The organism is Streptomyces humidus, from assembly GCF_014649655.1.
In the GTDB taxonomy this organism is placed as follows: domain Bacteria; phylum Actinomycetota; class Actinomycetes; order Streptomycetales; family Streptomycetaceae; genus Streptomyces; species Streptomyces humidus.
Window position 1 is genome coordinate 78,825 of record NZ_BMTL01000005.1, and the last position, 16,309, is coordinate 95,133.

A 16,309-nucleotide genomic window follows, 5' to 3' on the forward strand; every position below is an offset into this window, starting at 1 on the left:
CGCGGCGGTGGGCGCGCGGCGGGTCAACCGGGGAAGCGTCCCGTCGAGCGCAGCTGCCAGCGCCGCTCCGCGTAGGCCAGGTCGTCGCGCCACAGCCGTCCGGCGGCGGCCCGCACGAGGGGGCGCAGCAGCGGCGACATCCTGCGCGCCACAGCGAAGCCGGGACGGTCCGATGCCGCGACGACCGCCTCCACCACCGCCGTGCGGGGCCTGCCCCGGTCGTCGGCGCCGAGGGGGGTCGCGTGGGTCTCGACCACCGAGCTGCGGCCTTCGCCCTCCGTGATGTGCATGACGACCGTGCGCGGATCGGGCGCGGTGAACACGGCGCGGACCGGCACGACCAGGCGTCCGGTGAGTCTGAAGGAGACGTCGACGACGAAACCGTCCTCCTGCTCCTCCTGCTCCTCCTGGGCCTCGCCGTCCGTTCTCGCTTCCGCGCCCTTCCCGCTCTCCGCCGCCGCCCGGGCCTTCCCCGTCGTCGCGGGGGCGTCGACGACGGTCAGGTCGACGAAGGAGTACGGGTGGAACCAGGCGCCGTGCCAGGGGTCCAGCCGGTTGGCCACGACGTCCTCCGGCTCGCACGCGCCGACGCCCACGTAGACGGCCGTCACCGCGCGGGACAGCGCGGGCCTGGCCGGCAGCACCGGCGCGTCCAGGGGCGGCTCGCCGCCCACGTCGTCCAGGCGCACCCACACCAGTACGCCGTCGTCGTACGCGGGCAGGGGCTCCCAGCCCGCGAACGGGGCGCCCCGCAGGGCGAGCCCGTGCCAGTGGCAGACGAGTGTGCCGCACCTGACCGGACTCTCGCGCAGCGGTGCGCCCAGGTGCGGACAGACGCCCGGTCCGGCGACGAGGCGGCCCGCGGCGTCGCGCCAGACGACGACCTCCTGCCCGGCGACCGTCCGGGCGAGGGGCCGGTCGTCGCGGACGTCCCGCGTCGCGCCCACGACGAACCAGTTGCCCGAGGGGCGTGCCTGAGCGCGTTTCAGCGCCTGGGCGATGGCCGCCGGGCGGGCCTCGCGCCACGTCGGACGCTGTCGGTCCCAGGCGACGGGGTTCGCGCGCAGCGACAGGGGGAGGCGTCCGCGGCGGACGGGTCGACGGGGGTTCACGTGACCTCCTCGTGCAGGGGTTGCGGGGCGGCGGTCCGGGGCGCCACCTGCGTGCCCACGCGCCGTCCGGGCGTGACGGACCCGGTGGTGGGCGCGGTGGAGACCGCCGTCCTGCGGGTCGTGCGCGCCCGCGTCCGGGCCGCCGCCAGGCGCATCAGCCCGTCGGCGGCCACCGCGGCCCGCCGTCGGCGGGGCACCACGGCACGCCGGTGCAGGACGGCGTAGCCGTCGGCGGCCACCGCGTCGAGGATGCCGCCGTAGAGCACCGACGCGGTGCGGATACAGGGACGTGACACGGGTTCGAGCATCGCGATGCCGGGCGCCGCCTCGCGGTAGACGCCACGGGTGAGGTCCTCGAAGGCCCTGAAGGCCGCGGTGATGCGCGCATCACCGCGGCCGGTGCCGCGGCTCCAGAGCAGCAGCTCGCGGTCGACGCCGTGCGCGGACAGCAGGTCGGCGGGCAGATAGACGCGGCCGCGGTCGAGGTCCTCGCCCACGTCGCGCAGGAAGTTGGTCAGCTGGAAGGCGACGCCGAGGGCCGCCGCGTGCGGGGCCGCCTCCTCGCGCGGGACCACGGAGCCCAGGACGGGCAGCATCTGCAGCCCGATCACCGCCGCGGAACCGTGCATGTACGCGCGCAGGTCGTCGTAGGTCGCGTAGTCGGTGACCTCCAGGTCGCTTCGCATGGACGCCATGAAGTCGCCGAAGTGGTCGTGGTCGATGGCGTGGCGCCGGGCCGTGTCGGCGAGCGCGAGGACCACCGGCTCGGTGCTGTTCCCGTCCCGCAGCCCCCGCTGGAGGCGCTCGTGGAGGCGGGCGAGGTCGGCCGCGCGGCGATGGGCGGGGACGCCGGCGTCCAGGGAGTCGACGATGTCGTCGGCCCAGCGCGCGAAGCCGTACAGGGCGTGGACCGCCGGCCGCCGCTCCACGGGCAGCAGCCGGGTGGCGAGGAAGTACGTCTTGCCGTGCCGGGCGTTGAGCTGTCGGCACCGCGTGTAGGCGTCGCGCAGCGCCGGCTCGGTGATGCCCGCGGCGTCGAGTTCACGGACCGTCATGAACGTGCTCCTTTCGGCGCGGTCGGCGCGGTCGGCGTCGGGCGCGCGCGCCGGGGGACGGCGGCCGTGTGCCGCCCGGTGATGCGGGCCGCGGCGAGCTTGCCGGACAGCAGGACGGTGGGGACGCCGACGCCCGGTGTGGTGCCGCACCCGGCGAGTACGGCGTTGTCGAGGTCGCGGACCAGGTTGCGGGGCCGGAACGGGCCGGTCTGGGCGAAGGTGTGGGCGGCCGAGAAGGGGGTGCCGGCCGCGTGTCCCTGGGCCGTCCAGTCGGCGGGGGTGACCAGGACCTCTTCCTCGACGGCCTCCGCGATGCCCTCGAAGCCGCGCCGGTCGAGCTCCCGCAGGACGCTGTCGCGGTAGCGCGGGCCGAGATCGCCCCAGGCGGCCGCGTCCGGCCCGATGTCGGTGTTCGGGCAGGGGGCGAGGACGTAGTGGAGGTGGTGACCGGGCGGCGCGAGCGTCGGGTCGGTGGCGGTGGGACGGGTGATGAGCAGCGACGGGTCGCTCATCAGGCGGCCCTCGCGGGTGAGTTCGTCGAAGGTGCGGCGCCACGCGTGGCCGAAGGACAGCGTGTGGTGGCCGAGGCCCGGCCATGTGCGGTCGGTGCCGACGTGCAGGACGACGGCCGACGGAGCGTGCCGGATGCGCAGCGGGCGGCGCGGGGTGCGACCGAGCAGGCCGTAGGAGACCGGCAGGTCCGGAGTCAGGACCACGGCGTCGCACGGGATGCGGTCCTGGTCGGTGACGACGGCGGTGACACGGCCGGCGGAACGTTCCAGCCGCGTGACGGACTGCCCGAAGCGCAGGTCGGCGCCCGCCCGCGCGGCGGCGTCCGCCATGGCCTGCGGCAGGGCGTGCATTCCGCCGCGCGGGAAGTACACGCCGGCGACGGTGTCCATGTAGGCGATCACGGCGTACGCGGCGAGGGCCCGCGCCGGGGCGACTCCGGCGTAGAGCGCCTGGAAGGAGAAGACGCGGCGCAGCCGTTCGTCGCGCAGGTGACGGCCGATCCCCGCGTCCAGCCGTCCGAATCCGCCGAGCGCGGCGAGCCGTGCCAGGTCCGGAGTGAGCAGTTGCAGGGGCGAGTCGAAGTTGGCGTCGATGAAGCGGCGCATCTGGGCGCGGTACAGGCGCTCCAGCCATCGGCGCAGCCGCCGGTAGCCCGCCGCCTCCTCGGCGCCCGCGAAGCGCTCGACCTCCGCCTCCATCGCCGCCGCGTCGGTTTGCACGTCGAGGCTGCTGCCGTCCGCGAACCGGGCCTGGTAGGCGGGGTGCAGCGGGACGAGGTCGACGCGGTCGCGCAGGCTCTCGCCGACCGCGGCGAACGCCTCGTCGGCGAGGTCCGGCATGGTCAGCACGGTGGGTCCGGTGTCGATGCGGTAGCCGCCGCGCTCCAGTCGTCCGGCCCGGCCCCCGGGCAGCGCGTCACGCTCCACGAGGGTGACCCGGCGGCCCGCGCCGAGCAGGTGCAGTGCGGCCGCGAGACCGGAGAGGCCGGCGCCGACCACGACCACGTGATCCGTGCGCCCGGAGACGGTCCGGGTCATCGGACGCCCCCCTCGGCGCCGACGGCCAGCAGTGCGGAGACGGGCATGCCGTGGTCCGCTGCGCAGGGGCCGGGGGAGGGGACGGGGGCCGTGCCGGCCGCCGCGTGCAGCAGTTCCCGCAGGCGGCCGCGGCCCGGCGGCTCCAGCGCGGCGGAGTCCAGATGGCGCATCCCCTGGGCGACCAGCCGGCCGATCTTCGCCTCGACGACGTCACGCGCGCCGGTGGCCACCAGCACGTCACGGACTTCGGCGAGACCGCTGTCGGAAAGATCGGCGCGGCCGAGCGACCGCCGGAGCACGGCCAGTGCGCGCCGGTCTCCCGTGGCCTCCGCCCGGGCCCGGGCCACCGCCGCCAGATAGGTGGGCTTGCCCGCCCGGATGTCGCCGCCCTTGGGCTTGCCGGTGAGCGTGGGGTCGCCGAACACGTCGGTGAGGTCGTCGCGCAGCTGGAAGGCGATGCCGACGCAGCGGCCGGCCGAGCACAGGGCGGCGGTGCGCGCGATGTCCGCGCCCGCCAGGGCGGCTCCGAGTGCCAGCGGACGCTCCACCGAGTACAGCGCGCTCTTGAGACAGGCGGCGCGCACGGCGCGGGCCAGGGAGACCGAGGACGTGATCTGGCCCTGGAGGTCCAGGTACTGACCCGCCACCATCTCGGTGCGCATCGTGCTCCACAGGTCGCGCACCCTGCGGGCGGTGTCCGGCTCCACCTCGACGGCCGCGACCATGTCGTCCGCCCAGGCCAGCGCGAGGTCGCCGGCGAGGATCGCCGCGGCTTCGCCGAACCGCCGGCCGGCCTCGGGCGACACGGCGCCGGCGTACTGGGCGGCGACGTCGGCGTGCAGGACGGGCCGGCCGCGACGCAGCCGGGAGCCGTCCATGACGTCGTCGTGGACGAGGGCGCAGGTCTGGATCAGTTCGAGGGCGGCGCCGACCCGCAGCGCGGCCTCCGCCTCGACGAGGCCGCCGCCGCAGGCCCGCAGCGCCCACCACACGAACTGCGAGCGCATGCGCTTGCCCCCCTCCAGGGTGAAGGCGGCGACGCGTTCGGCGAGGTCGTGTCCGAACACCGGGTCGAGGGCGGCGGCGCGCTCGACCCGATCGCTCAGAAGGTCGTCCAGAAGGCGGCCCACGGCGGCGGACACGTCACCGTCGACCTCCTCCAGGGCGGCGCCGTCCAGCCGCAGCCGCGGGGCCGGGGGCGCCTGTGCGGGCGCGCCCGGGGCGGGGAGACCGTCTCCGAGCAGGGGGGACCCGCCCGCGGGCCGCACGGTGTGAGGGTCGGGTGCTTTCTTGGCCACAGGAAGATCCTTCGCCTCGGTGGGGCGCATCCCTGTTCCTCTCGCGCGGTCGCCTGGGTGTCTGACGTGATGCATTCCGCGCCAGGGGTCTCCACGGATGCGCCATTCGGGGAGAACGTGCGGTCGATCCGGGCGGCGGAGGCGACGAATGCCGGCTGAACGCGACAGGCGTGACCGAGAAACGACGCAAGGTCGATGCAAGTTGTCGTACTGCTGCTGCGCTTCGCATGGTGGGGGAGTGGCGGTCGCCGTCGGCGACCGTGATCACGGCATGCGGGGCCGTCTTCGGGGGACCCGCCCCGCCCGCCCCGAGAGACGGCACGGTCGCCGCCCGCACGAGGAGCAGCAGCATGACTGCACGCCAAGTCACCGAGCAGACCGTCGACAGCGCCCCGCTGTGGGCTCCGACGGAGGACTCCCTGGCCGACGAGGAACTCGCCGCCGGGTTCGCGGCGGGCGACGAATCCTGCCTCGTCGCCGCCTATCACCGGTGGGGCGCTCTGGTGTACACCCTCGGGCAGCGCTCGCTGGGGGACGCGCGGGAGGCGGAGGACGTCACCCAGACGGTGTTCCTGGCCGCGTGGCGCGGACGCAACGGGTTCGACCAGGCACGCGGCACGCTGAGCGCGTGGCTGGTCGGCATCACCCGACGCAAGATCGCCGACGCCCTGGCGGCGCGTACCCGGCGGGCCGAACTCGTGGCCGCGGCCGGCGCGCGGATGGCCGCCGGGAACGTCGACGGCGGCCCTCGGCCGGACGCCGTCCTCGACCGCGTCCTGATCGGCCGCGAGCTCGCCAGGCTGCCCGCAGCCCAGCGGCGCGTGCTCACCCTCGCCTTCTACGACGATCTGACGCAGCCGCAGATCGCCGACCTCACCGGCTGGCCCCTGGGCACGGTCAAGAGCCATGCCCGACGCGGTCTGCACCGGCTCGGCCGCTGCCTCCAGGGGCAGGGCGTCGGCGATCACGGAAAGTGATTCGATGCAGAAGCGATGCGAATCTGCTCAGATCCGGTCTCGAGTCGATCGGCGCGCTGCGCACCGACCCTCCCGTCCGGTCCGGATCCGGTCCTTTTCTGTCCCGGCCCGGTCCTGGTGAGCCGCGAGTCACACGACCGGTGCATCCGCCGCGGCCCCTGCGACCGTAGTTCTGCCCGTGGAGCCGCCACAGGGAGCTCTGCCCGCCCCGAGGACCGCCCCCGAGGACCGCGCCGACACACGCGGGGCTCGCGCGGCGGACCGTGAGGACGTCAGGAGGACGGCGTGGCCGAGCGCCCTGCACTGCGCCACATCCCTCACGCGGAGCTGGTCTCCCGCGCACTCGACGGCGCCGGGGCCCCGTGGGGTGCTGCCGCCGCCCGGCATCTCGGCCTGTGCCGCGCGTGCCGCGAACGGCTGGCCCTCTACGAACGCGCCGTGGCCGCGGGCCGCCTGAGCCGTGCGGGCGAAACGCTGCACACGCCCCCCACCCGGGTGTGGACCGCGATCCGCGCCCAGCTCGCCGCCGACCGTCCCCGGACGCCGCCGTCCCCGCCCCCGGCGGCTCCCCGCGCCGTGCGGCGGGCCCTCGCCTGCGCACGGCGAGGCCGGAAAGCCGTGGCACGGGCCGTGGTCCGCCTGCTCGCCCGCCTCCGGCCGGGACCGCCCCGCGGGTCGAGCCGCTGACACCGGTCCGCCCACACGGCCGACAACCCGGCGCAGCCTGCATCCGTGAGGCCCGTTCAGGGTGAATGCTTCCGACAGACCGCCGGATGTCCGCACACCGCCGGTGGAAGGCGCACGCAGAGGGAGCGGCTCGTGGTGCACGCAGAGGTGGCCGTCCTGGGCGCGGGAGCGGCGGGACTGTCCCTCGCCCACCGGCTCGCACAGGCCGCCCCCGGGGCCCGTCGGGTGTCTGCCGTCCTGGTGGACGCGCCGCCCGGTCCGCTCCGGCCCCCGAGCCGTACCTGGTGCTTCTGGGAGCAGGACGCCGGCCCGTTCGACGCCGCGCTGACCGCCGAGTGGCGCAGCCTGCGCGTGCACACCCCCGCCGGACGGCCCATCCAGGACGACATCGCCCCCCTCCGCTACAAGATGCTGCGCTCCGACGACTTCGAGCGCCTCGTCGCCCGCGGTCTGGCGCACAGCGACGACGTCCGGCGACTGGAGGCGACCGTCGAGACGGTGCACGGCGACGCCCGCGGAGCCGAGATCCGGGCCCGTGCCGCCGACGGCCGCCCGGTGACGGTGCACGCCCGCTGGGTCTTCGACTCCCGGCCCCTCGCCCGCCTGCCCGCGGCCCGGACCACCCTGTTGCAGCACTTCCGCGGCTGGTTCGTCCGCACCGAGCGGCCGGTCTTCGACCCCGCCACGGTGGACCTCATGGACTTCAGGGTGCCCCAGCCGCCCCGGGGCCTCGCCTTCGGCTACCTCCTGCCCACCGGACGTCACGAGGCGCTCGTGGAGTACACCCGGTTCTCCGACGCCGTCCTGCCCCGCGAGGCCTACGAGGACGAACTGCGGCGCTACACCCAGGACGTGCTGCGCCTGGGCGCCTTCGAGGTCACCGCGACGGAGACCGGCGTCATCCCCATGACCGACGCCCGGTTCACCCGCCGTCCGGCGCCGTCCGTCTTCCGCATCGGCGCCGCGGGAGGCGCCACCCGGCCGTCCACCGGCTACACCTTCTCCGCCGTCCAGCGTCAGACGCGGGCCGTCGCGGACGCCCTGCACGCGGGCCGCGACCCGGCGCCGCCGCCCGCTCATCCGGCCCGCTCGCGCGCGATGGACGCGGTGATGCTGCGGGCACTGGACAGCGGCCGCGTCGACGGCGCCGCCTTCTTCGCGGGGCTCTTCGCGCGCGTGCCGATGGAGCGGCTGCTGCGCTTCCTCGACGGCGGCACCCGCCTGCGCGAGGACCTGTCCGTCGGCGTCCGCACCCCCGTCCTGCCGATGCTGCGCACCGTGGCGGAGCTGCCCTGGCTCGCCCGCACGCCGTCTGCCGGCCCGTGAGCGACGCGAAAGGAGTCCGGACACCCGATCCCGCGGCGGGGGACCTCCGCCGCCGACCGCCCCACTCCGGCTGCCCGGCCGCGTCCCGGCCGCCCGCACGCCCCCCTGAGGAGACCGCATGACCCTGCTGCGCGACGATGAGCTGGCCGCCGCGTTCGACCAAGCTTCTCGCAGCTACGACACCCTGGTCGCCGCCAACCCCGGCTACCACGGCCAACTGCGCCGCTCCGCCCGCCGCCTCGGCCTGCCCGACGGCGGCGCCGGACTGCGCGTGCTGGACCTCGGGTGCGGCACGGGCGCCTCGACGGCCGCCCTCGCCGCCGCCCTCCCCGAAGCCGAGATCACCGCGGTGGACGCCTCCGACGGCATGCTCGAGCGCGCCGCGCGCAAACCGTGGCGGGCCGGGGTGACGTTCGTACGGGCCCCCGCCGAAGGGCTGGCCGAGGCAGGCGTGCGAGGCCCCTTCGACGCGGTCTTCGCCGCCTACCTCTTCCGCAACGTCACCGACCCCGACGCGGTGCTCCGCGCGGTGCGCGACGTCCTCGCCCCGCGCGGCCGGCTCGCCGTGCACGAGTACATCCTCAGCGGCCGGGGCGCCCACCGCGCGGTGTGGACGGGGGTGTGCCGCGGACTCGTCCTGCCCGTCGCCACCCTCCTCGGCGACGGCGACCTGTACCGCCACCTGTGGCGCAGCGTCGTGGAATTCGACACGGCGGATGGCTTCGCCGCCCGGGTCCGCGCCGCCGGTTTCCAGGACGTCAGGACGCTGCCCCTGCCGGGATGGCAGACCGGCATCACCCACACCCTCGTCGCCCGCCGCCCCGGACCGACCGGGGAGGGCGGCCGATGACCCGCCCCCGGCGACCCCACGCCGCCGCCCGCCGCGGCCGGGACCGGCGCGCCCGCACCGTCCTGCCCGCCCCGGGCACACCGCGCTTCGTCGGCGACCGTCCCCCGACCGTGGCGGTCGTGGGAGGCGGCATCGCCGGTCTCGCGGCCGCCACGGGCCTGGCCGAGAAGGGCGTGCGGGTCACGCTCCACGAACGCGAGGCCGCCCTGGGCGGACGGCTCTCCGGCCACCCGACCGTCCTCTCCGACGGCAGCACCGTCACCATGAGCCGCGGCTTCCACGCGTTCTTCCGCCAGTACTACAACCTGCGCGGCCTGCTGCGGCGCACCGATCCGGGGCTCACCCGACTGCGCGGACTTCCCGACTACCCGCTCCGGCACGGCAGCGGCGTGCACGACAGCTTCCGGCACGTCCCGCGCACCCCGCCGTGGAGCGCCCTCGGCTTCGTGGCCCTGAGCCCCACCTTCGGACTGCGCGACCTCGTCCGTATGGACCCGGTCGCCGCACTGCCCCTGCTGGACGTCCGCGTCCCCGAGGTCTACGAACGGCTCGACGACGTCAGTGCACACGACTTCCTCCACTCGATCCGCTTCCCGCAGGCCGCACACCATCTCGCGTTCGAGGTGTTCTCCCGGAGCTTCTTCGCCGACCCGCGCCACCTGTCCGCGGCCGAGATGGTGTTGATGTTCCACATCTACTTCCTCGGCTCCGCGGAGGGCCTGCTCTTCGACGTGCCCGACGAGCCCTTCCCGAGCGCCCTGTGGGAGCCGCTGGCCGACTATCTGCGCGGCCACGGCGCCGAGGTGCGCACCGGAGCCCGCGTCGAGACCGTCGAACCCACCGCGGACGGTGGCTTCGTCGTCGCCACGGACACGACGCAGCGCCGCCACGACGCCGTCGTCCTCGCCTTGGACACCCCGGGCCTCGGCTCCCTCGTCGCCTGCTCCCCGCGCCTGGCGGACAGCGCTTGGCGGCAGCGGATCACCCGGCTGCGCGCCGCGCCGCCGTTCCTCGTCTCCCGCCTGTGGCTGGACCGCCCGGTCGCCGCCGACCGTCCCGGCTTCCTGGGCACCAGCGGTTACGGAACCCTCGACAACGTCAGCGTGCTGGAGCGCTGGGAGGGGGAGGCGGCGCGCTGGGCCGCGCGCACCGGAGGGTCGGTCGTCGAACTGCACGCCTACGCCCTGCCCGAGCGCGCGGTGCGCGACGTCGAACAGAAGCGCCTGGTGGAGCAACTGCACCGGGTCTATCCGGAGACGCGCGCGGCGACGGTGATCGACGAGCGGCACGAGTGGCGTGCCGACTGCCCGCTCTTCCCGGTCGGCGGACACCGCGACCGCCCGACCGTGCGCACCTCCGATCCCGGGCTCGTGGTGGCCGGCGACCTCGTGCGCACGGACCTGCCCGTGGCCCTGATGGAACGTGCGGCCACGAGCGGTTTCCTCGCGGCCAACGCGCTGCTGGAACGCTGGGGAGTCAGCGGCCAGACCCTGTGGACGGTCCCCGACCGCGGACGCAGCGCGGTACTGCGCGGACTCGCACGACTCGCCTGACTCTCCCGGGGGCTTCGACGGGTCTCCGGGTGTGAGACCGGTGGGCTCGCGTCCTCCCTGCACCGCTGTCTGCAAGAGTGAGGTGTGGCATCAGGCGGAGCGCCGTCACCGATCCTGCTCGTCTCTTCCGGCCGTCCGACCAGTGTTCTTGACCCTCACACCGTGTCAGGCGGTCAACTCGGAGACATCATGTTCACCATCGGAGACTTCGCCCGGCACGGCCGCGTGTCGGTCCGGATGCTGCGCCATTACGACGCCACCGGCCTGCTGCGTCCGGCCCACGTCGACCCGGCCACCGGCTACCGCTACTACACGGCCGCCCAGTTGGCCCGCCTCAACCGCGTCATCGCGCTCAAGGACCTTGGCTTCACCCTCCAGCAGGTCCGGGCGATCCTGGACGAGAAGGTGACCACCGAGGAACTGCGCGCCATGCTCCGGCTGCGGCGTGCCGAACTGGAGGCGGCGATCACTGCCGCTGCGGCCCGGCTGGCCCAGGTCGAGGCGAGGCTCTGCTCGATCGAGAGCGAGGGGCAGATGCCCGGCAACGACGTCGTACTGAAGAGCCTGCCGAGCGTGCGGGTGGCAGAACTGACCGGAGTGGCACCAGACTTCGACACCATCGGCCCGGTCATCCAGCCGCTGTACGACGAGCTGTTCCGGCGTCTGGAGGCGGCGGGCATCGCCCCCTCCGGGCCCGGGGTCGCCTACTACGAGGACGCGCCGGGCGGCGGGATCCTCATCCATGCGGGCGTCGAGGTCTGCGCACCCCTCAGCGAGGGCGACGGGCTGCAGATCGTGGACCTGCCGCCCGTCGAGCAGGCGGCGACCGTCATGCACCGCGGCTCCATGGAGACCGTCCTGCCCACCGTTCAGACCCTCGGTCTCTGGATCGACGCCAACGGCTACCGCTCGGTCGGCTACCCCCGAGAGATCAACCTGGAATGCCCCGACAGCCACGACGAGTGGGTCACCGAGCTCCAAGAACCGGTGAACAAGGTCTGACAAACCCGTGCGCGGACGGGGACGGCGGTGCACCAGGCCCGCGGTGGCCCGGCGGCGGCCCCGGTGGTACGGCGGGTCCGGCGCGGGCCTCGCCGGCCGGGTGACCGTCGAGGGCATGGTCGCTGTCGCCTCGGCCGCCTGCTGCCGACCCCGGCGTCGTCGCCCGACGTCACGTGCGCCGGCCGACCGGGCCCACAGGCGGAAAGGCCGTCGGCGGGACGATCGCGATGACGACGAGAACCGGAAGCCGTCCGCCCATCACCGCGCCCTCCTCCTAGGGATGACCGGGACGCCGGGCCGTGGTCCCGGGGCGCGGCCCCGGCAGGTCCCGGGCGCGGTCGCGAGGTTCCCGGGCCGGGGCCTCCCGCCGGTCACGGTTCGGGGTGGGCGCCGACGAGTTCGGGCTCCAGGCCGTCGCTCACCTCGGCGTGGCCCCGGCCGGCCTCGGCGCGCCAGGCCTCGAAGGCCCAGGCGGTGAGGGTGACCACGGCGAGGCCGAGCAGCCAGCCGCCCACCACGTCGCTGAACCAGTGCACGCCGAGCGCGACCCGGGTGAAACCGACCCCGAGCACCGACACCACCGCGACGCCCCAGCACAGAGGCCGCCAGGCGCGCGGCGCCAAGGGCAGCAGAACCAGCAACAGGACGGCGAACGACGTGGTGGCCGTCATCGCGTGACCCGACGGGAAGGAGAATCCCGGCGCGTGCGCCACCGGGTCCTCCAGGGACGGTCTGGCCCGCTCGACGACCGTCTTGACCAGCAGGCCGATCAGCCCGCCGGCGACGGCCGTCACCGCGGACCAGGCGGCCAGCCGCCAGGCCCTGCGGTACAGCAGCCAGACGGTGACCAGCGCGACGGCCGTGCGCAGGACGGCCGGGTCCCAGACCCAGTCGGACAGGAAGCGCAGGACACCGGTCCATGCCGGATGCGTCACGGCCGTGTGGTGCAGTCGCTCGGCGGCGCCCGCGTCCAGGCGGCGCAGGGGCCGCCACTGCCCCTCGACGAGGACGAGCAGCAGTGCGAAGGGCACGGCGGCGACGGCGGCGACGACAGCCGCTCCGATCAGCCGGGCGCCGAATCTGCGGTCGGCCGCCCGGCGGCGATGGTCTCGAAGGTGCCGGACCGCGGCTCGCACAACCATTCAGACTCCGGGATCGGGTTCGATCGGCTCGGACCGCTGGGCCCGCGCGGCTTCCAGCTGCGCGGCGAACGCCAGCCCGAGGAAGAGGGCGATGGAGGTCAGATAGGCCCAGAGCAGCAGCGACATGAAGGCGCTGAGCGGGCCGTAGACCGTGTCGAAGGAGCCGCTGATCCCGAGGTAGAGGCTCAGCAGCCAGGTCAGCGCCGTCCACAGCACCAGGTACACGGCCGCGCCGAAGGCCAGCCAGGTGTATCCGGGCTGTCTGCGACGGGGAGAGCTGCGGAAGATCACGCTGGCCGAGATGAGCGCGAGCAGCAACCCGGAGGGCCAGCGCAGTATCTCCCAGGCTGTCCGGGCGCCGCCGTCGAGCTGATAGACGCTCACGGCCGCGGACGCCAGATCCCCGCCGGCCACCATGACGACGAACCCGAGCCCGAGCGGCAGTCCGGCGCCGACGGACATCACCAGACCGCGCAGGTACTTCTGCCGGAAGGGACGGTCCCGCTCGTTGCCGTAGATCCGGTTGGCGCCGCGCTCCACCTGGCACATCGCGGTGGTGGTGTTGACCAGGGAGAAGAGCAGACCGAACCAGAGAGCGACCTGCGCGCCGTCGCCCGCCGTGCGGCGGCTGCGGTCGAGCGCGTCGTCGACCACGTCGGCGCTGGGTCCCTCGGCCATCCGATGGATCGTCAGCTCGGCGATCCGGCCTATGTTCTCGGTGTGCAGCGTGGTGGACAGCCCGACGAACGCGATGGCCAGCGGGATCACGGAGAGGACCGTCTGCAGGGCGAGCGCACGCGAATGGGTGAAACCGTCGGCGTACCGGAAACGGACGAAGGAGTCGCGCAGCAGGGCCCAGCCGCCGTAGCGGCGCAGCGATGCCAGCGCCTCGTCGGCGGACAGTTCGTCGCCGGTCATGTCACGCGTCTCGGGGACCTTGGTCGCCGTACCCATGTCACGCACCCCCGGCCGGCAGCAGCACGGTCAGCGCACCCGGCCTGACCTCGGCGGTCAGCAGACGGCCGGGCGTCACCGGATCTCCGTCGAGCTCCCGGGACTGCGGGGAGCCGAAGGTCAGTTCGGCCCGCCGGAACGTGAGGAACTCCACCGGCACGCTTTTCGCCTGGTCGCCCCCGCGGCCGGTCGTGACGGTGTCCACGGCCGGCCGCCGGGACGCCTTCGCACCACCGCGCAGCAGCGTCCACAGCGCGCGCACCCAGCCGCCGACGCCGCGCGGGTCGAGGATCAGCAGATCGAGCCGACCGTCGTCGGGGCGGGCGGCCGGCAGCAGCGTCGTCCCGCCCTGGACGGTGCCGACATTGCCGATGAGCACCATGCGGGCCGTGCGGTGCAGAACGAGCGCCTCGTCGAGCCGGACCGTCAGACGCATCCGCGGTGTGCGCAGCGCACCGACGCCGGCCAGCACATAGGCGGGCCAGCCCAGGACGGACTTGGCGCGGTCGTCGGTGTGCTCCATGATCGCGGCGTCGAGTCCGGCCCCGGACATGGCGGCGAAATGGGTGGCGGCGAGGCCGTCGCCCTCGATGCGGCCGAGGTCGATGCGGCGTGGGGCGCCCCGAAGCGCGGCGTCGAGCGCGGCGGTGGGGGACAGGGGCAGACCGAGGTTGCGGGCCAGCAGATTGCCCGTGCCGCAGGGCACCAGGGCCAACGGCACGCCGCTCCCGGCCAGCGCGTCCGCGGACGCCCGCAGGGTGCCGTCGCCGCCGCAGACCACGACCAGTCGTGCGCCGTCGCGGACCGCGGCGGCCGTCTGGCCCGTGCCCGGGTCCTCGGCGGTGGTCTCGATGAACACCGGTGCGCGGTGACCGTGGCGTTCCAGAACCTCCCGCAGCGCCTCGCGGTCGGCTTCGCCGGTCACCGTCGGGTTGAAGATCACCGCGGTGCGGCCCGGGCCCGGTGCTGCCCGTCCGGTCCCGGTGCCCGCGGCGGCCGGAGCGGGGCGCGCCTCGACCGGAGCGGTCACGGTCCCGTCGGTGAACAGGGCACGACCGACGATCAGCAGGGACAGGCTGCCGTTGGCCAGGCCGCCCACGACGTCCGTGGGATGGTGCATGCCCCGGTAGAGACGGGCGACGGCCACCAGCACCGGCACGAGGAGCAGCAGACCGCCCACGATCCGCCGCCACGGCCCGCGGAGCCGGGACAGCGCGAGCACCGCCAGCCCGCCGTAGAGCGCGGTGGCCGCCCCGGTGTGACCGGACGTGTAGCTGGAGGTGGGCGGTGAGGCGTCGAGGCGGTCCACCTCGGGGCGATGGCGGTCCACCGACTCGGTGATGACCAGGAACACCAGCGACTGGAGCGACACGGCGACGGCGAGGAACGACGCCTGACGCCACATCGGCAGACGGGGGATCAGGATCAGGCCCGTACACGCCAGGACGGTGACGGTGATCACCGTGAGGGTGTCGCCGGCCTGCGATCCGAGGTACGACAGCGTGGTGAGGGTGCGGGTCCTGGCCTGTTCGAAGCCCTCGTTGACGTCGTCCTCGACCGTCATCGGCCACAGTCCGCGGGCGGGCCCGGTGATCAACAGCCCGAGGCCCACCATCAGTGCGCCCTGGCAGACCGTCAACGCCCCGATGCGCGCGGCGGTTCGCCCCATGCCCCGGGGCAGTGCGAAGGAGCGGCCGGTCCGGGCGGTTCCCGGTCTCCCGCCGGGCAGTTCGGCCGGTCTTTCCGGTGCGGCGGTCGGCATCATGTCTCCCACGGGTCGGCGCGGTACGGCGTTGTCGGCCACAGATGTCGAGGCCGATCCACCGTGTGCCCCTGATGTCCCCGCGCAGACCTGCCGTGGGTAACGACTGTCTCCGGCGTGGTGCGGTGCGCCCGGTCGAGCCCGTACGCCCGGTGGTGTCACGCCCTGTGGTGTCGAGGGCGTCGGTCACACGGAGCGGGGCGCGTGCGGCCGAGCGGGACGATGCGTGCCGCGTCCCGGTCACGGCGTGAGCTTCGAGGGCGGCGCGGGGTCCTCTGCCGGACCTGCCCGGTCGTCCCCGCGGCGGCGCACGGCCCGTCGTGCTCCGTCAGCCCGCCCTGGCGACCGGCCCCGAGCCGGACCCCGAGCCGGTCACCGACTCCCGGGAGCGGACGCGGGGGCGGGGGCGGGGGCGGAGTCCGAGCCGGCCGAGGCGGGTCGCATGTGCGAGCAGTTCCCCTCCACGGGTGCCCTGGGGACGCGCATGCGGCGCAGCAGCCCGCGGGTGAGACGGGTTTCGAGCGTGGTGCGCCAGGCTACACCGGGGTGCCGGGAACGCAGGTGCGAGAGCGCCCTGGTGCCCAGCCCGCAGTCGCGGAACGGTTCGTCGAGGACGACGTCGGTGATCACGCCCTCGGCGCACTCGTCGCACGCTCGGTAGGTCACCCGCCCGACCACCTTGCGGATGTGCACGAGCAGCAGGCACTCCTCGCCCGCGCCCGCCGGAGCGGGCGAGGGGAGCAGCTCGACGTCCCGGTAGGCCAGAAGCCGCCGGTGCCACCGGCCCGCTCGTCGTGTGGTGCGCCGATGCCTTCCCTCCCGCCGCCCCTGTGAGCCGCTCTCGCGTACAGGCCGACCGTGTGCGTTGCTCGTGGCGTACGTCTGGTTTCCCTGCATCTCCCGCGGCTGCCCTGGATCCGCCCGTCTCATGTGCGAGCCGGCCGCCTGGATGGCTCCTCGCGTCGGAGGCCTCGCCGGGTCCCGGGCCCGCCGGCGCCGACCGCGCTCGTGATCGATGCGGCTGGGACGTGGCACTTCGCG

At 74.7% G+C, this 16,309-nt stretch carries 14 protein-coding genes; 6 read left to right on the forward strand and 8 right to left on the reverse strand.

Annotation, left to right across the window (positions count from 1 at the left end; all coding sequences use genetic code 11):
* Positions 1-23: 23 nt before the first annotated feature.
* Genes IE239_RS07070 through IE239_RS07085 form a run of 4 tightly spaced genes read right to left on the reverse strand, consistent with a single transcriptional unit; the run spans position 24 to position 5,045 of the window.
* Positions 24-1,112: a DUF5914 domain-containing protein gene (locus IE239_RS07070; RefSeq protein ID WP_190148398.1), complete on the reverse strand. Its 1,089-nt coding sequence runs from the start codon at positions 1,110-1,112 to the stop codon at positions 24-26.
* The gene (locus IE239_RS07075) at positions 1,109-2,167 is read right to left on the reverse strand and encodes a phytoene/squalene synthase family protein (protein WP_190148399.1); all 1,059 of its coding nucleotides are present in this window, start codon (positions 2,165-2,167) and stop codon (positions 1,109-1,111) included. The genes IE239_RS07070 and IE239_RS07075 overlap by 4 nt, the downstream gene beginning before the upstream one ends.
* Entirely contained in the window at positions 2,164-3,717 is a 1,554-nt protein-coding gene (crtI, locus tag IE239_RS07080; protein WP_190148400.1) for a phytoene desaturase family protein, read from the reverse strand. Before crtI ends, IE239_RS07075 begins: the two co-directional genes overlap by 4 nt.
* Entirely contained in the window at positions 3,714-5,045 is a 1,332-nt protein-coding gene (locus IE239_RS07085) for a polyprenyl synthetase family protein (protein WP_190148401.1), read from the reverse strand. The genes crtI and IE239_RS07085 overlap by 4 nt, the downstream gene beginning before the upstream one ends.
* A 320-nt stretch (positions 5,046-5,365) precedes the next feature.
* Between IE239_RS07085 and IE239_RS07090 the strand changes: the two genes are divergently transcribed.
* The 6 genes from IE239_RS07090 to IE239_RS07115 all read left to right on the forward strand — a co-directional run bounded on the left by IE239_RS07090 (position 5,366) and on the right by IE239_RS07115 (position 11,410).
* Positions 5,366-5,992, forward strand: coding sequence for a sigma-70 family RNA polymerase sigma factor (locus IE239_RS07090; protein WP_190148402.1), 627 nt, complete (start codon positions 5,366-5,368; stop codon positions 5,990-5,992).
* Between the two features lie 285 nt (positions 5,993-6,277).
* Positions 6,278-6,679 (forward strand): hypothetical protein, encoded by a 402-nt coding sequence (locus tag IE239_RS07095; protein ID WP_190148403.1) that lies wholly within the window; start codon positions 6,278-6,280, stop codon positions 6,677-6,679.
* A 132-nt stretch (positions 6,680-6,811) separates the two neighbouring features.
* The gene (locus tag IE239_RS07100) at positions 6,812-8,005 is read left to right on the forward strand and encodes a lycopene cyclase family protein (RefSeq protein WP_190148404.1); all 1,194 of its coding nucleotides are present in this window, start codon (positions 6,812-6,814) and stop codon (positions 8,003-8,005) included.
* 118 nt (positions 8,006-8,123) lie between these two features.
* Positions 8,124-8,855: a class I SAM-dependent methyltransferase gene (locus IE239_RS07105; protein ID WP_190148405.1), complete on the forward strand. Its 732-nt coding sequence runs from the start codon at positions 8,124-8,126 to the stop codon at positions 8,853-8,855.
* Positions 8,852-10,408 (forward strand): FAD-dependent oxidoreductase, encoded by a 1,557-nt coding sequence (locus IE239_RS07110; protein ID WP_190148406.1) that lies wholly within the window; start codon positions 8,852-8,854, stop codon positions 10,406-10,408. The genes IE239_RS07105 and IE239_RS07110 overlap by 4 nt, the downstream gene beginning before the upstream one ends.
* 189 nt (positions 10,409-10,597) lie before the next feature.
* Positions 10,598-11,410 carry a MerR family transcriptional regulator gene (locus tag IE239_RS07115; protein WP_190148407.1) on the forward strand — a complete coding sequence of 271 codons (813 nt, stop codon included), beginning with the start codon at positions 10,598-10,600 and terminating at the stop codon, positions 11,408-11,410.
* 371 nt (positions 11,411-11,781) lie between these two features.
* Here IE239_RS07115 and IE239_RS07120 read toward each other — a convergent pair whose 3' ends face one another.
* The 4 genes from IE239_RS07120 to IE239_RS41865 all read right to left on the reverse strand — a co-directional run bounded on the left by IE239_RS07120 (position 11,782) and on the right by IE239_RS41865 (position 16,165).
* Positions 11,782-12,552 carry a phosphatase PAP2 family protein gene (locus IE239_RS07120; protein WP_190148408.1) on the reverse strand — a complete coding sequence of 257 codons (771 nt, stop codon included), beginning with the start codon at positions 12,550-12,552 and terminating at the stop codon, positions 11,782-11,784.
* Positions 12,553-13,506 carry a YihY/virulence factor BrkB family protein gene (locus tag IE239_RS07125; RefSeq protein ID WP_190148409.1) on the reverse strand — a complete coding sequence of 318 codons (954 nt, stop codon included), beginning with the start codon at positions 13,504-13,506 and terminating at the stop codon, positions 12,553-12,555.
* 1 nt (position 13,507) lies between these two features.
* Positions 13,508-15,268, reverse strand: coding sequence for a bifunctional phosphatase PAP2/diacylglycerol kinase family protein (locus IE239_RS07130; RefSeq protein WP_190148410.1), 1,761 nt, complete (start codon positions 15,266-15,268; stop codon positions 13,508-13,510).
* A 372-nt stretch (positions 15,269-15,640) separates the two neighbouring features.
* Positions 15,641-16,165, reverse strand: a complete 525-nt coding sequence (locus IE239_RS41865) for a hypothetical protein (RefSeq protein WP_229877874.1) — start codon at positions 16,163-16,165, stop codon at positions 15,641-15,643.
* Positions 16,166-16,309 lie beyond the last annotated feature (144 nt).